A 16780-nucleotide genomic window follows, 5' to 3' on the forward strand; every position below is an offset into this window, starting at 1 on the left:
CAAATGTTGAATCTTGGGGTCAGAAAACTCAGTCCAAAGGCGGAACAGGAAGCCCGCGTTTGGCGTAGAAGGCATCGACAAAGGCGGCCAATGTACCCTGTTGAATAGCCTCGCGCAAACCAGCCATCAGCACCTGATAATGGCGCAAATTGTGGATGGTATTGAGCATGCTGCCGAGCATTTCGCCGCACTTGTCCAGATGATGCAGATAAGCGCGGGAGAAGTTCTGGCAGGTATAGCAATCGCAGGTCGGATCCAGCGGCGAATCATCATGGCGATGGAACGCGTTACGGATCTTCAGCACGCCTGTATCAATGAACAGATGCCCGTTGCGGGCATTACGGGTTGGCATCACGCAATCGAACATGTCCACACCGCGGCGCACACCCTCAACCAGATCTTCCGGTTTGCCAACGCCCATAAGGTAACGAGGTTTGTCAGCCGGCATCATGCCCGGCAGGTAGTCCAGCACCTTGATCATTTCGTGCTTGGGCTCGCCCACCGACAGACCGCCGATGGCCAGGCCGTCGAAACCGATCTTGTCCAGGCCTTCCAGCGAGCGCATGCGCAAGTCCTGGTGCATGCCGCCCTGGACAATACCGAACAGCGCCGCCGTGTTGTCGCCATGGGCATTCTTCGAACGCTGAGCCCAGCGCAGCGACAGCTCCATGGACACACGGGCGACGTCTTCGTCAGCCGGGTACGGGGTGCATTCGTCGAAGATCATCACGATGTCCGAGCCCAAATCGCGCTGGACCTGCATCGACTCTTCCGGGCCCATGAACACTTTCGAGCCGTCGACCGGGGAGGCGAAGGTCACGCCCTCCTCCTTGATCTTGCGCATGGCGCCGAGGCTGAACACCTGGAAACCGCCGGAGTCGGTCAGGATCGGGCCTTTCCACTGCATGAAATCGTGCAGGTCGCCGTGTTCCTTGATCACTTCGGTACCCGGGCGCAGCCACAGGTGGAAGGTGTTGCCCAGAATGATCTCCGCGCCGGTGGCGACGATGTCACGCGGCAACATGCCCTTGACCGTGCCGTAGGTGCCCACCGGCATGAAGGCCGGGGTCTCGACGGTGCCACGAGGGAAGGTCAGACGACCACGACGAGCCTTGCCATCGGTGGCAAGTAACTCGAACGACATACGACAGGTGCGACTCATACGGATTCCTCTGGGCCGCGGGGAGCGGGATTACGGGTGATGAACATCGCATCACCGTAGCTGAAAAAGCGGTATCCGTTATCGACCGCGGCTTTGTAGGCAGCCATGGTTTCCGGATAACCGGCGAATGCCGAAACCAGCATCAACAGCGTGGATTCGGGCAAATGGAAATTGGTGACCAGCGCATCGACCACATGGAACGGCCGGCCCGGGTAAATAAAGATGTCGGTGTCGCCGCTGAACGGCTTGAGTACGCCATCGCGGGCGGCGCTTTCCAGCGAACGCACGCTGGTGGTGCCGACAGCGATGACTCGACCGCCGCGCTCACGGCAAGCGGCGACTGCATCGACCACGTCCTGACCGACTTCCAGCCATTCGCTGTGCATGTGGTGATCTTCAATCTTCTCGACACGCACCGGCTGGAACGTGCCGGCGCCGACGTGCAGCGTGACGAACGCAGTCTCGACGCCCTTGGCGGCGATTGCCTCCATCAGCGTCTGATCGAAATGCAGCCCGGCAGTCGGCGCCGCCACCGCGCCGAGCTTCTCGGCATACACGGTCTGATAGCGCTCGCGATCCGAACCTTCGTCCGGGCGGTCTATATAAGGAGGCAACGGCATGTGCCCGACGCGATCGAGCAGCGGCAGCACTTCTTCGGCAAACCCCAGCTCGAACAGCGCATCGTGACGCGCCAGCATCTCGGCTTCACCGCCGCCGTCAATCAGGATCTTCGAACCCGGTTTCGGCGACTTGCTGGAACGCACATGAGCCAGCACGCGGTGGGTATCGAGCACGCGTTCGATGAGGATTTCCAGCTTGCCGCCGGACGCCTTCTGCCCGAACAGGCGCGCCGGAATCACCCGGGTATTGTTGAACACCATCAGATCGCCGGGGCGCAAATGCTCCAGCAGATCAGTGAATTGACGGTGTGCCAGGGCGCCGCTGACCCCATCCAGGGTCAACAGGCGACTACCGCGACGCTCGGCCAAAGGATGGCGGGCAATCAGCGAATCAGGAAGCTCGAAGGTAAAGTCAGCAACGCGCATGATGGGGTTCGTCTAGCAGGGCCGGAAAGTCTAGCGGAAATATCGAAAATTGACCATGAAACGTGATTGACCAACGGTAGGCACCTCTCTATACTTCGCCGCCATTGAGCCCTGATGGCGGAATTGGTAGACGCGGCGGATTCAAAATCCGTTTTCGAAAGGAGTGGGAGTTCGAGTCTCCCTCGGGGCACCAAAATTAGAAAAGGTCTTGCTTAGCAAGGCCTTTTTTTTCGTCTGCCGGAAAGTGCCGCTGGCTTTCCGGCGAGATCCCACACAGGTTCACCCCATGGAAACGTCACTGGAAACTGTCGCCCTGTTCTCCCTCAAACTCGCGTATGAGGAAGAAGGCCTGAGCCCGATCCTGCGCGATGACATGGTCATGGGCGACTATCAGAAAGACGTGTTCGAACTGCTGGTGCGCCGGGGTGATGTCGAGACGATCCAGTTCAAAATGAACGAGTGTCTGGCGCTGGCGATGGACGCCCTGGGCGGTTTGGAAAAGCCGTTGGGGCGGGAGTTGCACAAGTTGTCCGCCGATTTCAACCAGGCACGTTCGATGGAGCAGTTGGACGCACCGCTCCTTGCACTCAAGGGCTATTTGAAAGACGTACTGTAAGGCCTTACAGAAATGCCGGCAGTGGCATCTGGCACTTCAGTTGGGGAGGATGAAGATAGTGGCGCTACGACACTGTTTTGCTATCTTGCGACCTTATTGAAAATAGAGGCACTGACGTCCTCTCAAGTGAAATGTCTTTCAGGAAAAAGATCGCAATGGACGCTTGGCTTTTCATGTTTGTCCACGTTGTGACCTGGATCTGGGTCGTGGGCGAAAGGGGCCGCTGGAATTTGCTGGTAGCGAACTGCGCCGGCTTCATCAGCGGCTGGATCGTAGGCTGGGTGTTTGTGATCCTGTACCAGTGGATCTTCGCTGGCGCGAATATGGCGATGCCACCGATTCCGGCGCGCAGCCTGCTGATTGTGATGAGCGGCGCGGGAGCACTGGTCGGCATGTGGATGTGGGTCGCACAGCTCAAGCGACCTGAGTCCAGTCTGCTCCGTCATCTGATCGGGGCTGTCTATGGGACCGCGGCGGGAGCTATTGCCCTGCTACTGACCACCCGACTTATCTATCCAGGCGCTTGACTGAATATCCATGCCATGGAGTAACGATCGACGCGTTGATGGCGCGATGCACCAGGTTTGGTATCTTGACGCCCCCGTCGTGTTCCGGGTTTTGCGAAAGGTTAAAAGGAAAGGATCGAATGGAGTTTCTGCGTTTTCTGGCATTTGTCGCGGCCTGGGGTTTCATGTGGCGCTGGGTAGTGAAAAACCGCGGCAGCTGGCACTTGTTCTACGGCCACCTGGTCGGTGCGGCAGGCGGTTTCATTGTGGCGATGGTGGTGTTGGCGATCAGCTTTTCACTGCTCCCGTCGGCGCATCATTACGAAGCCGCGCAGACTGCAAACGTCGTGGCACAGCAGCACGCCGAGCCGACCTCGTTGCTGCCGGAAGCCGAGGCGGTTGCAAGCCCTGCTGCGCTGAAAGACGCGCCGGTGTTTGCCGCTATCGAGCCGGACAACAAGCCCTCTCCAGCGGATTCCGCGTTGCTGCCGAACTACGCCAGTCGGGCGCCGAAGACGATGTCGGTGCAAACCGTGATCGACCAGAGTGACGATCAGGGGCGCAAGGCCCTGACGGCGCTGAGCAAAAAATTGCGCGCCGACGCCCAGGGCGACAAATCGATGCTCGCGTACGTGATGTGCAGCCCGTTCGTGACCGGCACCTTGCGCTTCCCCGCCTCTGCCCGGTTTGCTGACAGCAAAAGCCTCACGCCGCAGCGCTTCAAGGATCAGGTTTACTCCTTCAGCAACACCGTCACCGCGCGGAACATGAATGGCGACGACGTGACGTACCGCTTCGACTGCTCCGTACAGGAACAGCAAAGAGTCGATGCGACACCTGCCGAATGGCGCCTGTTGGCGCTGAAGCTGGAAAAAACAGGCTCTTAAGCCTGGTTTAAGGGTTCGAGGCGCCGGCTGCGCTATCATCGCCGGCCTGTGCGCCTTGAGCTTTTCCCCCGATGCCTCCGACACCTGATGACCTGAGCCCGCTGCCCGCTGTTCTGGCCGGGCCGTTGCTGCGACGGCTGGAACCAACGCGCTTAGTGCTTTGGCTGGTGGGCAGCCGCGAGCTGTCGCTGACCCTGCGCCTGCAAGGCGTAGGAGACATTCCACTGGGTGCAGGTAAATGCACGATCATTCCGGTAGGCACCCGGGCGTTTGTTCACCTGATCGACGTTCCGCTGGAAACCGCCCTGCCCTGCGACACCCGCATCGACTACGACCTGTTGATCGATGGCTTGCAGCCCATCGCCGACTGGGCGCCACACCTGCTCTACGACGACGCCACCTGCCCGAACTTCGTCCTGCGCTCGCGCATCGACCAGTTGCTCCACGGTTCCTGCCGCAAGCCCCATCACCCGGCCGCCGACGGCCTGCTCTGTGTTGACCGGTTGCTGGCCGCCGAAACCGATCCACAGCAACGTCCCGCCCTGTTGATGATGAGCGGTGATCAGGTTTACGCCGACGATGTGGCCGGTCCGATGTTGCGGGCGATTCATGCCTTGATCGAGCGCCTCGGTCTGTTCGGTGAACATCTCGAAGGCGCGGTCGTCAGCGACAGCGCGAAACTTTACGAACACCCGGCCAGCTACTACCACCGCGCGGATTTGCTGCCGGCACTGGAAAGCAACGAGACATTGCGCGAGCGTTTCTTCGGGGGTGCGCGCAAGCCGATTTTCACCAGCAGCAGCGCTGACAATCACCTCGTGACGTTCGCCGAAGTCATGGCCATGTATTTGCTGGTGTGGTCGCCAACGCCCTGGACGCTGGTCAATCCGCAGCCGCCAGCGCTAACGCCGGAACGCCTCAAGCGCTACGCCCTCGAACAGACCCGCATCGACGGTTTCAAGGCCGGTCTCGGCCAGGTGGCCCGGGCATTGGCGCACTTGCCGAGCCTGATGATCTTCGATGACCACGACATCACCGACGACTGGAACCTGTCCGCGCAATGGGAGGAAACGGCCTACGGCCACCCGTTCTCCAAACGCATCATTGGCAACGCGCTGATCGCCTACATGTTGTGTCAGGGCTGGGGGAACAATCCGGATGCATTCAGCGCAGTGCTGGAGAAAACCCGCGGCCTGAGTGCCAGCGGTGACGACCGCTATCTCGACGCTCCCGTGCAGGACGGATTGATTGAGGAACTGTTGCGCTTTCAGCAGTGGCATTTCGTCTTGCCGACCAGCCCGGCACTGGTGGTGCTCGACACTCGCACCCGACGCTGGCGCAGCGAAATGGCGCTCAAGCAACCGTCGGGTTTGCTGGACTGGGAAGCCTTGAGCGAACTGCAGCAGGAACTGCTCGACCATCCTTCGGCGATCATCGTTTCGCCGGCGCCGATCTTCGGCGTGAAGCTGATCGAAACCGTGCAGCGAGTGTTCAGCTGGTGCGGTTATCCACTGCTGGTGGACGCGGAAAACTGGATGGCCCATCGCGGCGCCGCCCAGGTGATCCTGAACATTTTCCGACACTCACGTACACCGGGCAGTTACGTGGTGCTGTCAGGCGACGTGCATTATTCCTTCGTCTACGAAGTCCTGATCCGACACCGCAAGGCCGGGCCGCGCATCTGGCAGATCACCAGCAGCGGCATCAAGAACGAATTTCCCCCGACCCTGCTGGAATGGTTCGACCGTCTCAACCGTTGGCTCTACTCACCGCGCTCGCCACTCAACTGGCTGACCAAACGCCGCCGCATGCGCATCGTCCCGTACGTGCCGGAACACGCCGAAGCGGGTGAACGGTTGTGGAATTCGGCGGGGATCGGTCAGGTATTTTTCAATCATCAGGGACAGCCGAGCGACATCATCCAGCACAACGCGAACGGCGCACCGAAGACCCGGATGCTGGCGCCGGATTTGTCGGATTATCCTGATTAAGCAAAAAATGGCTGCCGAAAAAACGGCAGCCATTTCAGACGCAAGCGGGAAAATCAGCTCTCGCCCAGCGCTCGCGCCACCCCTCTGACAATCATCCCCACCTCCCGCTCATCAATCGTCAGCGGCGGCAGCAGCCGGATTGTCTTGCCGCGAGTAACGTTGATCAGTAGTCCATGATCCCGCGCGGCAATCAATGTCAGGTCGCGGATCGGCTGTTTGAGTTCGATGCCGATCATCAGCCCTTGCCCACGAATCGCCAGCACATTCGGATTGTCCGCTAGTTCTGCACGCAAGCGGGTCAGCAGGCACTCGCCTTGAACCCTGGCATTTTCCAGCAGACCCTGTTCCTCGATGATCTCGAGCACGGTGCAACCTACCCGACACGCCAGTGGATTGCCGCCGAAGGTGCTGCCGTGGCTGCCGGGGGTGAACAGATCCGCTGCCCGGCCCCGTGCCAGGCAGGCGCCGATCGGCACGCCGTTGCCCAGGCCCTTGGCGAGAGTCATGACGTCGGGAACGATGCCTTCGTGCTGGAACGCGAACCAGCGGCCGGTGCGGCCGATGCCGGTCTGGATTTCGTCGAGCATCAGCAGCCAGGCGTGGCGGTTGCACAATTCACGCAGGGCCTTGAGGTAGCCGGACGGCGCCAGTCGCACGCCGCTTTCGCCCTGGATCGGCTCGACCAGAATCGCCACGATTCGCTGGCCATGCTTGCGCTGTACCTGCTCCAGCGCTTGAAGATCGCCGAACGGCACTTTGACGAAATCCCCGGGCAAGTCATTGAAGCCCAGGCGCACCGCCGGGCCATCGCTGGCGGACAAGGTGCCGAGGGTACGGCCATGAAACGCGTTGGCCATCACCACCACCAGCGGCTGCTCGATGCCTTTGCGCCAGCCGTAAAGGCGCGCCAGTTTCAGCGCGGTTTCATTGGCCTCGGCACCGGAATTGTTGAAGAACGCCCGCTCCATCCCCGCCAGCCGCGTCAGCTTCTGCGCCAGCGACTGTTGCCAGTCGATGCTGTAGAGGTTGGAGGTGTGCAGCAGCAATCCCGCCTGCTCGCTGATCGCCGACACGATGCGCGGGTGCGAGTGACCGACATTGGTCACCGCCACGCCCGCCACCGCGTCCAGATACTCGCGGCCCGCCTGATCCCAGAGTCGGGTGCCCAGGCCCTTGATGAAGCTCAGGTCCAGCGGTTGATAGGTGTTCATCAGGGCGGCGGTCATGTCGGCAAACTCCAGCGAGGTGAGAGGTGCTGGCAGTATGGTTATCCACCTGAACTGGATAAACTCGGCAAAACTTCAATCATTTAGAAGCCAGGCTTGATAATGGATCTGTTCCAGTCGATGAGCGTATACGTCAAGGTTGTGGAGTCCGGCAGCATGACGGCGGCCGCGCTGCAGTGCGAAATGTCCACGACCATGGTGGGCAATCACCTGCGGGCACTGGAGCAACGGCTTGGTGTGCAATTGCTGCAACGCACCACCCGCCGCCAGCGACTGACCGAGTTCGGCAGCGTTTACTACCAGCGCTGCCTGGAGGTATTAGGTCTGGTCGCCGACTCCGAACGGCTCGCCGAACAGACGCTGGATGAACCGCGCGGCATCCTGCGGGTGACCGCGCCGCTGACCTTTGGCGTCGAACGCCTGGCCCCGGCGCTCAGCGAGTTTTCCCTGCAATGTCCGCAGGTCAAACTCGACGTGATCCTGACCAACCGTCGCCCGGATCTGTTGGAAAGCGGTCTCGACGTGGCCTTCCGACTGGGCCACTTCGACCAGTCCAACCTGATCGCCCGCCCGCTGATCGACTACACCCTGACCGTCTGCGCCTCCCCGGAATACGTGGCCCGACGCGGCATGCCGCTCACGCCTGAAGAACTGCGCCAGCACGACTGTCTGTCCTTCGCCTACCCCGCCGGCGATGACTGGCAATCGGTGGAAAAACAGTGGCGCCTCAGCGGCCCGGACGGCGAAATCATGGTCGACGTCAAAGGCCCGATGCTGATCAACAGTTCCGCCGGCCTGCATCAGGCCGCGCGCACCGGCATGGGCATCGTGATGCTGCCGGACGCACTGGTGGAACAGGACCTGCGCGACGGCAGACTGGTCGTCGTGATGCCGGACTACCAGCCGCCGAATCGCCCGATGCACCTGCTTTACGCGCCGGATCGCTATCGGCTGCCGAAACTGCGTCGCTTCGTCGAGTTCGCCATGCAGATGTGGGGCAGACCGTAAGCAACGCGACTACTGTTGGAAACACACCAGGGACGGGATCAACGAATGAACAAGGACATTTCAATACGCGACCTCCTGCCGACGGAAGTCGAGGCCGCAAGGCAGTTTCTGGGGCGGCACGGCTGGGGTCATCGCACCGGCACCGCCGAGCATTTCGCAAAGCTTGTTCAGAACTCCCAACGCACTGCCGTTGCATTGAGCGGCCAGCAGGTTGTCGGTTTCGCCCGTGGCATCACCGATGGTTTGTCCAACGGTTACCTGTCGATGGTCGTGGTCGACGGGCAACACCGGCGCGCGGGAATCGGGCGGGCGCTGGTCGAACATGTGATGGGCGACAACACCGACATTACCTGGGTTCTGCGTGCCGGCCGCGAAGGTGCGGAAGCGTTTTTTGCCAGCCTGGGGTTTGAAACCTCGGTGATCGCGATGGAGCGTTTGCGACTGAAATAGCCGACGGTTACTGTGACCCCGACTATGCTCCACCCTCCTCTTTTTCCAGCATGGATGCTGCGCAATGCTCACGATTCTGCAAAACACTCCGATACGGGTTTACCTGATTTTTCTGCTGGTGGTTTATTTCGGCATCAAGTCGTTTTCTCCCCGACGCGAGAGCCGTGCCTCGATGTTGATAACGCCCCCGGCGTTTTTGGCATGGTCGCTGTACTCACTGAACCTGACGATCAACCCGGGCCTGTTTTTCAGCACCTGGTTCGCGGCGCTGTTGCTGGGCAGCCTGTCGGCCTGGCTGGTGTTCTCCCGCCGGGGCGTGGTGCTCGACGACTCCGCGACAGGCCTGATCATGCCGGGCACGGTAAAAATCCTGATCATGTACCTGATGTTCTTTTCTGCGAACTACTACTTCAATTACCAGCATGACGTGCATCCGGAGCGTTCCGCCTCCCCGGACATGCTGTTGATCAAGTCGATTATTTCGGGGTTCCTGGGCGGCCTGATCGGCACCCGCTCGTTGAAGCTCTACTGGACACTGCGTGCTCTGGCGTCCGGGCGGTTGCCGAGGAATGTCGCCGCCAATGAATAAGGCACAGCGCTCGCGGTGCCAGGTTGCTCAACACAAATCATCCGGATAAATAATCGGCACCGCCGGCCCCTTGCTCCGTGACAACGCTGCCGCGCTCCCCTAAATTAGTCGGCCTGAAAAAGCCCCCAGCGCTTTCTCGTCTCATCTCAAGTTAAAAAAGTAGTGAAATTTCAATGTCCGATTTCAACACCGCTGAATCCGTAGTCACTCTGTCGTCCAAAGCGGAATACGAAAACTCCATCAATCTTTCACAACATATCCCACAGGCGAAGATCATCAGCGAGATGGTGCTGGACGCGTTCCAGTCGAGCCGCGAAAGCGATCAGATCCGCGAACTGCGCGCCGCGATCCGTCAGGCCCACGACCGCTTCGATGACGACCAGGCTTACGAGTTGATGGGCGAACTCAAGCGCCTGAAGGACGCCGAGGCTGCCGACATCGCCGCCCTCGAAGATCTGAGCAGCAAATTCCCGATCAGCCGCATCCTGTCCAGCTTCAAGGACGATCCGGCGTTCCAGGAAATCGTCTACGGCCTGGCCCTCAAGGTGCTGAACCAGACCCATCAGGCGATCAGCAACCCCAGCGGCGGCAAGAGCAAGGCCGCACGCGCCAAGAAAGACGTCGAAGTGTTCAGCATCAGCAAGGACGGCATCAGCGTGACCCTGCCAATGCGCACACCGCGTTCGCGCCTGAGCGTGGATCGCGAGGCGCTGGAATTCCTCGGCTTCACCTTCGTCGGCGAAGGCGACGAGGCGGAAATCGAAGGCGAAACGTTCGTCGACAACACCGGCGCCGAACACGCCATCAATCGCAAGAACATCATCACCGCCCTGCAACAGCAGACCGCGTTTGATGGCTACAGCATCGCCGCCCAGTAATACCGGGCGCTGACAAAAAAGCCCCGCACTGAAATTCAGGCGGGGCTTTTTGTTGTGCGGCTTTCAGCGATTACGCCGAAGGATGCACTGCGGCGATCATATCGACTTCGATGGCTGCGTTTTTCGGCAACTGATAAACGCCGACGGTGGTGCGGGTGTGTCGCCCGACATCGCCCAACACATAACTGAACACATCCGACGCGCCATTGGCGACTTCGCTGAGGTCAACGAAATCCGGCGTGGACTTCACGTACACCGTGACCCGCAACAACGACCTGACCTTGTCCAGCGAACCGACTGCATCGACGATAAAGGCCAGGCAGCGCATCGCGCTGATGCTTGCCGCCGCCTGCGCATCCTTGAGCGTCAACTCCTGCCCCACTCGCCCTGGATACTGAATCCTGCCCTCGGTGCGCGGCACCATGCCGCTGATGTAGATCTCATCGCGATGACGGATCAACGGCGCGTAATTGCCACCCACCGTGTTCTCGCCATTGATGTCGTAGTTCAGCTCTTTTGCCAGGGCAATGAATCGCTCGTCGCAGGTCATCCTCTCAGTCATTTCGCCCAGCCTCTTGATCGATGCATGTAGTTGGATCCGAATCTAGGGCTTTTGCCTATCGACCGCAACCTGTCGATTTCTAGCTAGTCGTTTCGAGGGAATGGCTGATTACCCCACCCTTTTGGGAGAGAGTCTGTTCGCGACAAAGGACGTCGTTTCTCCATCAACCGAGCAACAAAAAACCCCGCTCATCTCTCGATGAACGGGGTTTCTCGTACAACGTTCGAACCTTACGGCGCGTACGTCAGCAGCAGCTCGGTCGGCACCTTGAAGTCCAGGGACATCATGACGCTCAGCGCGGTGATGGTGAAGATCGAGAACACGAACAGCTTGCGTGCCCAGACCGTGTCATCCACCGCCTTGTAGCCGGTCCAGGCCATGTACAGCCAGTACATGCCCATGGCCGCGGCGACGGCGAGGTAGCTCATGCCAGCGTAACCGCTGAAGGTCAGCATCAAGGTCGCCACGAGGAAGGCCAGGATGTAGAGCAGGATGTGCTTCTTGGCCACCTGGATCCCGCGCTTCACTGGCAGCACCGGAATCGATGCGGCCAGGTAATCGTTGAAGCGGAAGATCGCGATGGCGTAGGAATGCGGCATCTGCCACAGGCTGAACATCACCAGCAGGGTCAGCGCGGCCATGTCGAAGCTGTTGGTCACGGCCACGTAACCGATCACCGGCGGCATCGCGCCCGACAGACTGCCCACCAGCGTGCCGTGAACCGACTTGCGCTTGAGGTACAGGCTGTAGAAGCCGACGTAGATGATGAAGCCGATCACGGCGAACAGGGCAGCCAACGGGTTGGCCACCTTGTACAGCAACGCAACGCCGGCGACACCCAGGACGGTCGCATAGACCAGAGCCAGTTTCAGGGAGATCAAGCCCTGGACCAGCACCCGGTTCTTGGTGCGCTCCATCTTCAGGTCGATGTCGCGGTCGATGCAGTTGTTGAACACGCAACCGGAGGCCACGACCAGGGAAGTGCCGATCATGGCTGCCAGAAACACGGCCAGATCGACATGCCCTTTCGAGGCCAGGAAGAACCCGCCTGCCACAGAAAGCACGTTACCGAAAATGATCCCCGGTTTGGTGATTTGGATAAAGTGCTTGAGCGACATCGGGTTTACCTCACTTCGCCATCATGTAGGTGTGGATGCTGAACATGATCCACAGCGACAGACCGACCAGCAGCACGATCACGATGGCCGTAAAGACGAACGCAATCACGTTGTTACGTTGAGCGATGGAACGGTCCAGGTGCAGGAAGTAATACAGGTGAACGATAACCTGGATCACGGCGAACAGCAGGACGATTGCCAGCGTCGTCGACTTCGGCAGGGTCGGGAACATCACCAGGCCGAACGGGATGACGGTCAGGATTACCGACAGGATGAAGCCGATGGCGTACGACTTTACGCTGCCGTGGCCAGCATCATGGCTGTCATGGGAGTGTGCATTAGCCATTACAGGGTCCCCATCAGGTAAACAACGGTGAATACGCAGATCCACACCACGTCCAGGAAGTGCCAGAACAGGCTCAGGCAGCTCAGACGGGTCTTGTTGGTCGCCGTCAGGCCGTGCTTGTTGACCTGGTACATCATGATGCCCATCCAGATCAGACCGGCGGACACGTGCAGACCGTGGGTACCGACCAGCGTGAAGAACGCCGACAGGAAGCCCGAACGGCTAGGACCGAAGCCCTCGGAGATCAGCAGGTGGAACTCGTTGATCTCCATGGCGATGAAGCCTGCGCCGAGCAGGAAGGTCATGAACAACCAGCCCAGAACCTGCTGCTTTTTACCCTTGTACAACGCCAGCATGGCGAAGCCGTAGGTGATCGAACTGAACAACAGCAGAGCGGTTTCGCCGAGCACGTATGGCAGTTCGAAGATGTCGTGGCCCGACGGGCCACCGGCGACGTTGTTTACCAGTACCGCGTACACCGCGAAGATCGACGCAAACAGAATGCAGTCGGTCATCAGGTAGAGCCAGAAACCGTATACGGTCATCTCGCCCGAGTCGTGGTGATGGTCATCGTGCCCATGGTCATGACCATGGGCGTGTCCAGCATTGGTCACTAAGTTCGACATTGTTTAAGCCTGTTCCAACTTGGTTTCAACACGGGTTGCGGAAGCAGGGATCTTCCCGGCCGCTACCAGACGCTTGTGCTGCTCGGCTTCGATGCGCTCGATCACGTCGACCGGCACCATGTAGCCCTGATCGTCACGTGCTGCGTGGATCACGAAGTAGATGACAGTGCCGGCCAGGCTGGCGATCGCCAACCACCAGATGTGCCAGATCATCGCGAAACCGAACACGGTCAGCAGTGCGCCCATCACCACGCCAGTGGCGGTGTTGTTCGGCATGTGGATCGGTTCGTACTTGGCCGGAGCCTTGTACGCGGTACCGTTTTCCTTGGCCTCGGTGAACGGATCGATGCAGTCTGCCTTTGGCAGTACAGCGAAGTTGTAGAACGGAGGTGGCGACGAGGTCGACCATTCCAGGGTATGGGCATTCCACGGGTCACCGTGTTCGCACATGTTTTCCGGTTTCTTGCGGTCACGCACCGACACGTACAGCTGGATCAGCTGGCAGGCGATACCCACAGCAATCATCACCGCACCGAACATGGCAACGTACAGGTACGGTACCCACTCAGGGTTGGTGGTGGCGTTCAGACGACGGGTCATGCCCATGAAGCCCAGAGCGTAGAGCGGCATGAACGCGACGAAGAAGCCCGAGATCCAGAACCAGAACGCTGCTTTACCCCAGCCTTCGTGCAGCTTGAAGCCGAACGCTTTCGGGAAGTAGAAGCCGAAGCCTGCGATGTAGCCGAATACCGCGCCGCCGATGATCACGTTGTGGAAGTGCGCGATCACGAACAGGCTGTTGTGCAGAACGAAGTCAGCACCCGGGATGGCCAGCAGTACGCCGGTCATGCCGCCGATGGCGAAGGTCACCATGAAGCCCAGGGTCCACAGAACCTGGCTGGTGAAGCGCAGACGGCCCTGGTAGATGGTGAACAGCCAGTTGAACAGCTTCACACCCGTCGGGATGGAAATCAGCATCGTCGCCAGACCGAAGAAGGCGTTGACGCTGGCACCCGAACCCATGGTGAAGAAGTGGTGCAGCCAAACCATGAACCCCAGTACCGAGATCGCGCCCGAGGCGTAGATCATCGAGTGGTGGCCGAACAGTTTCTTGCCGGTGAAGGCCGAGATGACTTCCGAGAAAATGCCGAATGCCGGCAGGATCAGGATGTAAACCTCAGGGTGGCCCCATGCCCAGAACAGGTTGACGTACATCATTGGATTGCCACCAAGTTCATTGGTGAAAATGTGGAAATCCATGTAACGGTCAAGGGTCAGCAGTGCCAGGGTAGCGGTCAGGATCGGGAACGAAGCCACGATCAGAACGTTTGCCCAGGTGCAGGTCCAGGTGAAGATCGGCATGTCCATCAGTTTCATGCCAGGGGTACGCATTTTCAGCACGGTCGCGAGGAAGTTAACCCCGGTTAACGTTGTACCCAGACCCGATAGCTGTAGCGCCCAGATGTAGTAGTCCATCCCCACGCCAGGGCTGTATTGCAGACCCGACAGCGGTGGATAGGCAACCCAGCCGGTCTTGGCGAATTCGCCGACGCCCAGGGACAGGTTGATCAGCACGACGCCGGACACCAGCAGCCAGAAGCTCAGGGAGTTCAGGAACGGGAACGCAACGTCACGCGCGCCGATCTGCAGCGGCACTGCAAGGTTCATCAGGCCGGTGAAGAATGGCATCGCCATGAAGATGATCATGATCACACCGTGAGCGGTGAAGATCTGGTCATAGTGTTCAGGTGGCAGGTAGCCAGGCGAACCCTCGGTGGCCATGGCCAGCTGGGTCCGCATCATGATGGCGTCGGCAAAACCGCGCAGCAGCATGACCATGGCGACGATGATGTACATCACGCCGATTTTCTTGTGGTCGACCGACGTCAGCCACTCGGTCCACAGGTAAGTCCACTTCTTGAAGTAGGTGATTGCAGCGAACAACGCCAGACCACCGAGCGCGATCATCGAGATGGTGACCATCACGATCGGCTCGTGGAAAGGGATCGCTTCCCAACTTAATTTACCAAACATCGTTTACTCCTCTGCCCCGGCAGCTGAATGCGAATTCGAGTCCATATCCGTTGCCGCCACTTCTTTCTCTTTCTTCTCGTGCTTCAGCGGCTTACCTGGTTTCATGCCTTCGTACTTGTCGACGATGGTCTGGAACAGGTTCGGCGTGACCGAGGAGTAGAGCTCGACTGGATTGTTCTGGCTTGGCTTGGCAAGGGCTGCGTATTCAGCGGCTTCAAGCTGTTTAGGTGCCTTTTTGACTTCACTTACCCAGGCGTCGAAATCTTCCTGAGAAGTTGCGATCGCTTTGAATTTCATACCGGTGAAACCAGCGCCGCTGTAGTTGGCGGAGATACCGTCCATTTCAGCGTTGCGGTCAGCGATCAGGTGCAGCTTGGTGGTCATGCCCGCCATCGCGTAGATCTGGCCGCCCAGGCCCGGGATGAAGAACGAGTTCATCACCGCGTCCGAAGTGATCCGGAAGTTAACCGGGGTGTGCGCCGGGAACACGATCTTGTTGACCGTGGCGATGCCTTGTTCCGGGTAGATGAACAGCCACTTCCAGTCCAGCGCGACCACTTCGATGGTCACCGGCTTGACGTCGGATTCGATCGGACGATACGGATCCAGCGAGTGGGTCGACTTGTAGGTGATGTAACCCAGGGCAATGATGATCAGGACCGGGATGGTCCAGACTGCCACTTCGATCTTGGTCGAGTGCGACCATTTCGGGGTGTAGACGGCGTTCTTGTTGGAGGCGCGGTACTTCCAGGCGAACAGGAAGGTCATGACGATGACCGGCACAACGACCAACAGCATCAGCAGCGTGGCGGTGATGATCAGGTTGCGCTGTTCCAGGCCGACCTGGCCCGTTGGATTGAGCAAGGTCATGTTGCAGCCTCCCAGCAACAACGTGCCGAGCAGCGGCACTAGGCCTAGTAATCTGGGGTACCTGTTTTTACTCATCTCACGACCTCTAAAGCAGCTTGCGCAATGCAGTTGGGTTTTGATCGCCAACACTTCACCCTGCCAAGGGTTGGCATTTTCTTTGGATTGAATAAGGGCCGCCCGTCGCGCGTCAGACGCTCGACAAAACCTGGGACAGCGGTCAGTTCTTATTCGAATTCGTGGTCAAAGGCCTTGTTACAGACCAATTCCATTTGGTGCGGAAAGTTGGAAAGGCACCGACACCTGGGTGTCTCGCAAGCCTCTCGGCTGCCCGACACCCGACTTCCTGCTCGCCTCCTTAATAAAGGCTGAACAGTGCCGGGAATTCAGTGCGGGCGATTGTAGATAGGTAGCGCCCTATACACCATGTCTTATCCCGAAATAATTTTTATCGCTCAGAGCAACAATCCATCATCGTTTTTGTAAAAGTGCCCCATGTTATCGAAATCGATTCTCAACAAAAACATCAAAAAATGTAGGCCTATCGGCCTCAGTTCAGACAGCTCCGAGAGCTTTTTCCCACGGCGCGATCCGCGCAAAGCCCGATATGCCAAGGCTTTTGGCCATCTGTCAGAGTCTGTTAAAACTGCCTGATCCGGCACTCCCGTGCAAAAACCAAAAAACTCTGAAACAGACCAATCCTTTTTTGTAACAGCACTCCAATCCGGGCCTGTGAACCGCGCTGCGACTGGGCGCGTGTGACAACATGTCGCACACCTGTCGCACCCTTACTTGCCGTTCGTCACGGTGTTTTCACCAAGACCCTGAAATGCAAAACGCCTCAATTTCCGTCACCGCAAATCGAGGC

The 16780-nt window shown here is 59.1% G+C and carries 17 protein-coding genes and 1 tRNA gene; 9 read left to right on the forward strand and 9 right to left on the reverse strand.

Features of this window, described 5'->3' with window-relative positions:
• Positions 1-28: 28 nt before the first annotated feature.
• The gene (tgt, locus tag K3819_RS23780) at positions 29-1144 is read right to left on the reverse strand and encodes a tRNA guanosine(34) transglycosylase Tgt (protein ID WP_161794909.1); all 1116 of its coding nucleotides are present in this window, start codon (positions 1142-1144) and stop codon (positions 29-31) included.
• Between the two features lie 14 nt (positions 1145-1158).
• Positions 1159-2208, reverse strand: a complete 1050-nt coding sequence (gene queA / locus K3819_RS23785) for a tRNA preQ1(34) S-adenosylmethionine ribosyltransferase-isomerase QueA (protein WP_221398061.1) — start codon at positions 2206-2208, stop codon at positions 1159-1161.
• Between the two features lie 108 nt (positions 2209-2316).
• Here queA and K3819_RS23790 point away from each other — a divergent pair.
• The 5 genes from K3819_RS23790 to K3819_RS23810 all read left to right on the forward strand — a co-directional run bounded on the left by K3819_RS23790 (position 2317) and on the right by K3819_RS23810 (position 6208).
• Positions 2317-2401 (forward strand) — tRNA-Leu (locus tag K3819_RS23790).
• A 93-nt stretch (positions 2402-2494) separates the two neighbouring features.
• Entirely contained in the window at positions 2495-2824 is a 330-nt protein-coding gene (locus K3819_RS23795; RefSeq protein WP_085610937.1) for a hypothetical protein, read from the forward strand.
• Positions 2825-2979: 155 nt separating this feature from the next.
• On the forward strand, positions 2980-3351 hold the full coding sequence (locus K3819_RS23800) for a hypothetical protein (protein ID WP_085610938.1): 372 nt from the start codon (positions 2980-2982) through the stop codon (positions 3349-3351).
• 119 nt (positions 3352-3470) lie between these two features.
• Positions 3471-4217 carry a hypothetical protein gene (locus K3819_RS23805; RefSeq protein WP_085610939.1) on the forward strand — a complete coding sequence of 249 codons (747 nt, stop codon included), beginning with the start codon at positions 3471-3473 and terminating at the stop codon, positions 4215-4217.
• Positions 4218-4288: 71 nt separating this feature from the next.
• Positions 4289-6208 carry an alkaline phosphatase D family protein gene (locus tag K3819_RS23810; protein ID WP_221398062.1) on the forward strand — a complete coding sequence of 640 codons (1920 nt, stop codon included), beginning with the start codon at positions 4289-4291 and terminating at the stop codon, positions 6206-6208.
• 53 nt (positions 6209-6261) lie between these two features.
• Here K3819_RS23810 and K3819_RS23815 read toward each other — a convergent pair whose 3' ends face one another.
• Positions 6262-7434, reverse strand: coding sequence for an aspartate aminotransferase family protein (locus K3819_RS23815; protein ID WP_221398063.1), 1173 nt, complete (start codon positions 7432-7434; stop codon positions 6262-6264).
• Positions 7435-7536: 102 nt separating this feature from the next.
• Here K3819_RS23815 and K3819_RS23820 point away from each other — a divergent pair, with 102 nt between their 5' ends.
• The 4 genes from K3819_RS23820 to K3819_RS23835 all read left to right on the forward strand — a co-directional run bounded on the left by K3819_RS23820 (position 7537) and on the right by K3819_RS23835 (position 10359).
• Positions 7537-8442 (forward strand): LysR family transcriptional regulator, encoded by a 906-nt coding sequence (locus tag K3819_RS23820; RefSeq protein WP_007956710.1) that lies wholly within the window; start codon positions 7537-7539, stop codon positions 8440-8442.
• Between the two features lie 45 nt (positions 8443-8487).
• Entirely contained in the window at positions 8488-8892 is a 405-nt protein-coding gene (locus K3819_RS23825; RefSeq protein WP_085610942.1) for a GNAT family N-acetyltransferase, read from the forward strand.
• 64 nt (positions 8893-8956) lie between these two features.
• Complete coding sequence (locus K3819_RS23830; RefSeq protein ID WP_221398064.1) at positions 8957-9481, forward strand: hypothetical protein; 525 nt, start codon at positions 8957-8959, stop codon at positions 9479-9481.
• A gap of 173 nt (positions 9482-9654) precedes the next feature.
• Positions 9655-10359, forward strand: a complete 705-nt coding sequence (locus K3819_RS23835; protein ID WP_085610944.1) for a hypothetical protein — start codon at positions 9655-9657, stop codon at positions 10357-10359.
• A gap of 70 nt (positions 10360-10429) precedes the next feature.
• On the opposite strand, the gene K3819_RS23840 is transcribed toward K3819_RS23835, so the two are convergent.
• The 6 genes from K3819_RS23840 to cyoA form a co-directional block, all read right to left on the reverse strand.
• Entirely contained in the window at positions 10430-10921 is a 492-nt protein-coding gene (locus K3819_RS23840) for a RidA family protein (protein ID WP_064599271.1), read from the reverse strand.
• 230 nt (positions 10922-11151) lie between these two features.
• Complete coding sequence (gene cyoE / locus K3819_RS23845) at positions 11152-12039, reverse strand: heme o synthase (protein WP_085668163.1); 888 nt, start codon at positions 12037-12039, stop codon at positions 11152-11154.
• 10 nt (positions 12040-12049) lie between these two features.
• Positions 12050-12385 (reverse strand): cytochrome o ubiquinol oxidase subunit IV, encoded by a 336-nt coding sequence (cyoD, locus tag K3819_RS23850; protein ID WP_007956718.1) that lies wholly within the window; start codon positions 12383-12385, stop codon positions 12050-12052.
• Positions 12385-13011: a cytochrome o ubiquinol oxidase subunit III gene (locus K3819_RS23855; RefSeq protein ID WP_007956720.1), complete on the reverse strand. Its 627-nt coding sequence runs from the start codon at positions 13009-13011 to the stop codon at positions 12385-12387. Before K3819_RS23855 ends, cyoD begins: the two co-directional genes overlap by 1 nt.
• Before the next feature lie 3 nt (positions 13012-13014).
• Positions 13015-15045 (reverse strand): cytochrome o ubiquinol oxidase subunit I, encoded by a 2031-nt coding sequence (gene cyoB, locus K3819_RS23860; protein ID WP_064383941.1) that lies wholly within the window; start codon positions 15043-15045, stop codon positions 13015-13017.
• 3 nt (positions 15046-15048) lie between these two features.
• A complete protein-coding gene (cyoA, locus tag K3819_RS23865; protein ID WP_011335843.1) occupies positions 15049-15990 on the reverse strand; it encodes a ubiquinol oxidase subunit II in 942 nt (313 codons plus the stop codon).
• Positions 15991-16780 lie beyond the last annotated feature (790 nt).

It is taken from the genome of Pseudomonas sp. 3-2, assembly GCF_019710535.1.
Classification (GTDB): domain Bacteria; phylum Pseudomonadota; class Gammaproteobacteria; order Pseudomonadales; family Pseudomonadaceae; genus Aquipseudomonas; species Aquipseudomonas pharyngis.

Bases quoted from the DNA above. Each gene is read 5' to 3' on its own strand.
- tgt (WP_161794909.1), bottom strand. From the start codon at position 1,144: ATGTCGTTCGAGTTACTTGCCACCGATGGCAAGGCTCGTCGTGGTCGT.
- queA (WP_221398061.1), bottom strand. From the start codon at position 2,208: ATGCGCGTTGCTGACTTTACCTTCGAGCTTCCTGATTCGCTGATTGCC.
- K3819_RS23795 (WP_085610937.1), top strand. From the start codon at position 2,495: ATGGAAACGTCACTGGAAACTGTCGCCCTGTTCTCCCTCAAACTCGCG.
- K3819_RS23800 (WP_085610938.1), top strand. From the start codon at position 2,980: ATGGACGCTTGGCTTTTCATGTTTGTCCACGTTGTGACCTGGATCTGG.
- K3819_RS23805 (WP_085610939.1), top strand. From the start codon at position 3,471: ATGGAGTTTCTGCGTTTTCTGGCATTTGTCGCGGCCTGGGGTTTCATG.
- K3819_RS23810 (WP_221398062.1), top strand. From the start codon at position 4,289: ATGCCTCCGACACCTGATGACCTGAGCCCGCTGCCCGCTGTTCTGGCC.
- K3819_RS23815 (WP_221398063.1), bottom strand. From the start codon at position 7,434: ATGACCGCCGCCCTGATGAACACCTATCAACCGCTGGACCTGAGCTTC.
- K3819_RS23820 (WP_007956710.1), top strand. From the start codon at position 7,537: ATGGATCTGTTCCAGTCGATGAGCGTATACGTCAAGGTTGTGGAGTCC.
- K3819_RS23825 (WP_085610942.1), top strand. From the start codon at position 8,488: ATGAACAAGGACATTTCAATACGCGACCTCCTGCCGACGGAAGTCGAG.
- K3819_RS23830 (WP_221398064.1), top strand. From the start codon at position 8,957: ATGCTCACGATTCTGCAAAACACTCCGATACGGGTTTACCTGATTTTT.
- K3819_RS23835 (WP_085610944.1), top strand. From the start codon at position 9,655: ATGTCCGATTTCAACACCGCTGAATCCGTAGTCACTCTGTCGTCCAAA.
- K3819_RS23840 (WP_064599271.1), bottom strand. From the start codon at position 10,921: ATGACTGAGAGGATGACCTGCGACGAGCGATTCATTGCCCTGGCAAAA.
- cyoE (WP_085668163.1), bottom strand. From the start codon at position 12,039: ATGTCGCTCAAGCACTTTATCCAAATCACCAAACCGGGGATCATTTTC.
- cyoD (WP_007956718.1), bottom strand. From the start codon at position 12,385: ATGGCTAATGCACACTCCCATGACAGCCATGATGCTGGCCACGGCAGC.
- K3819_RS23855 (WP_007956720.1), bottom strand. From the start codon at position 13,011: ATGTCGAACTTAGTGACCAATGCTGGACACGCCCATGGTCATGACCAT.
- cyoB (WP_064383941.1), bottom strand. From the start codon at position 15,045: ATGTTTGGTAAATTAAGTTGGGAAGCGATCCCTTTCCACGAGCCGATC.
- cyoA (WP_011335843.1), bottom strand. From the start codon at position 15,990: ATGAGTAAAAACAGGTACCCCAGATTACTAGGCCTAGTGCCGCTGCTC.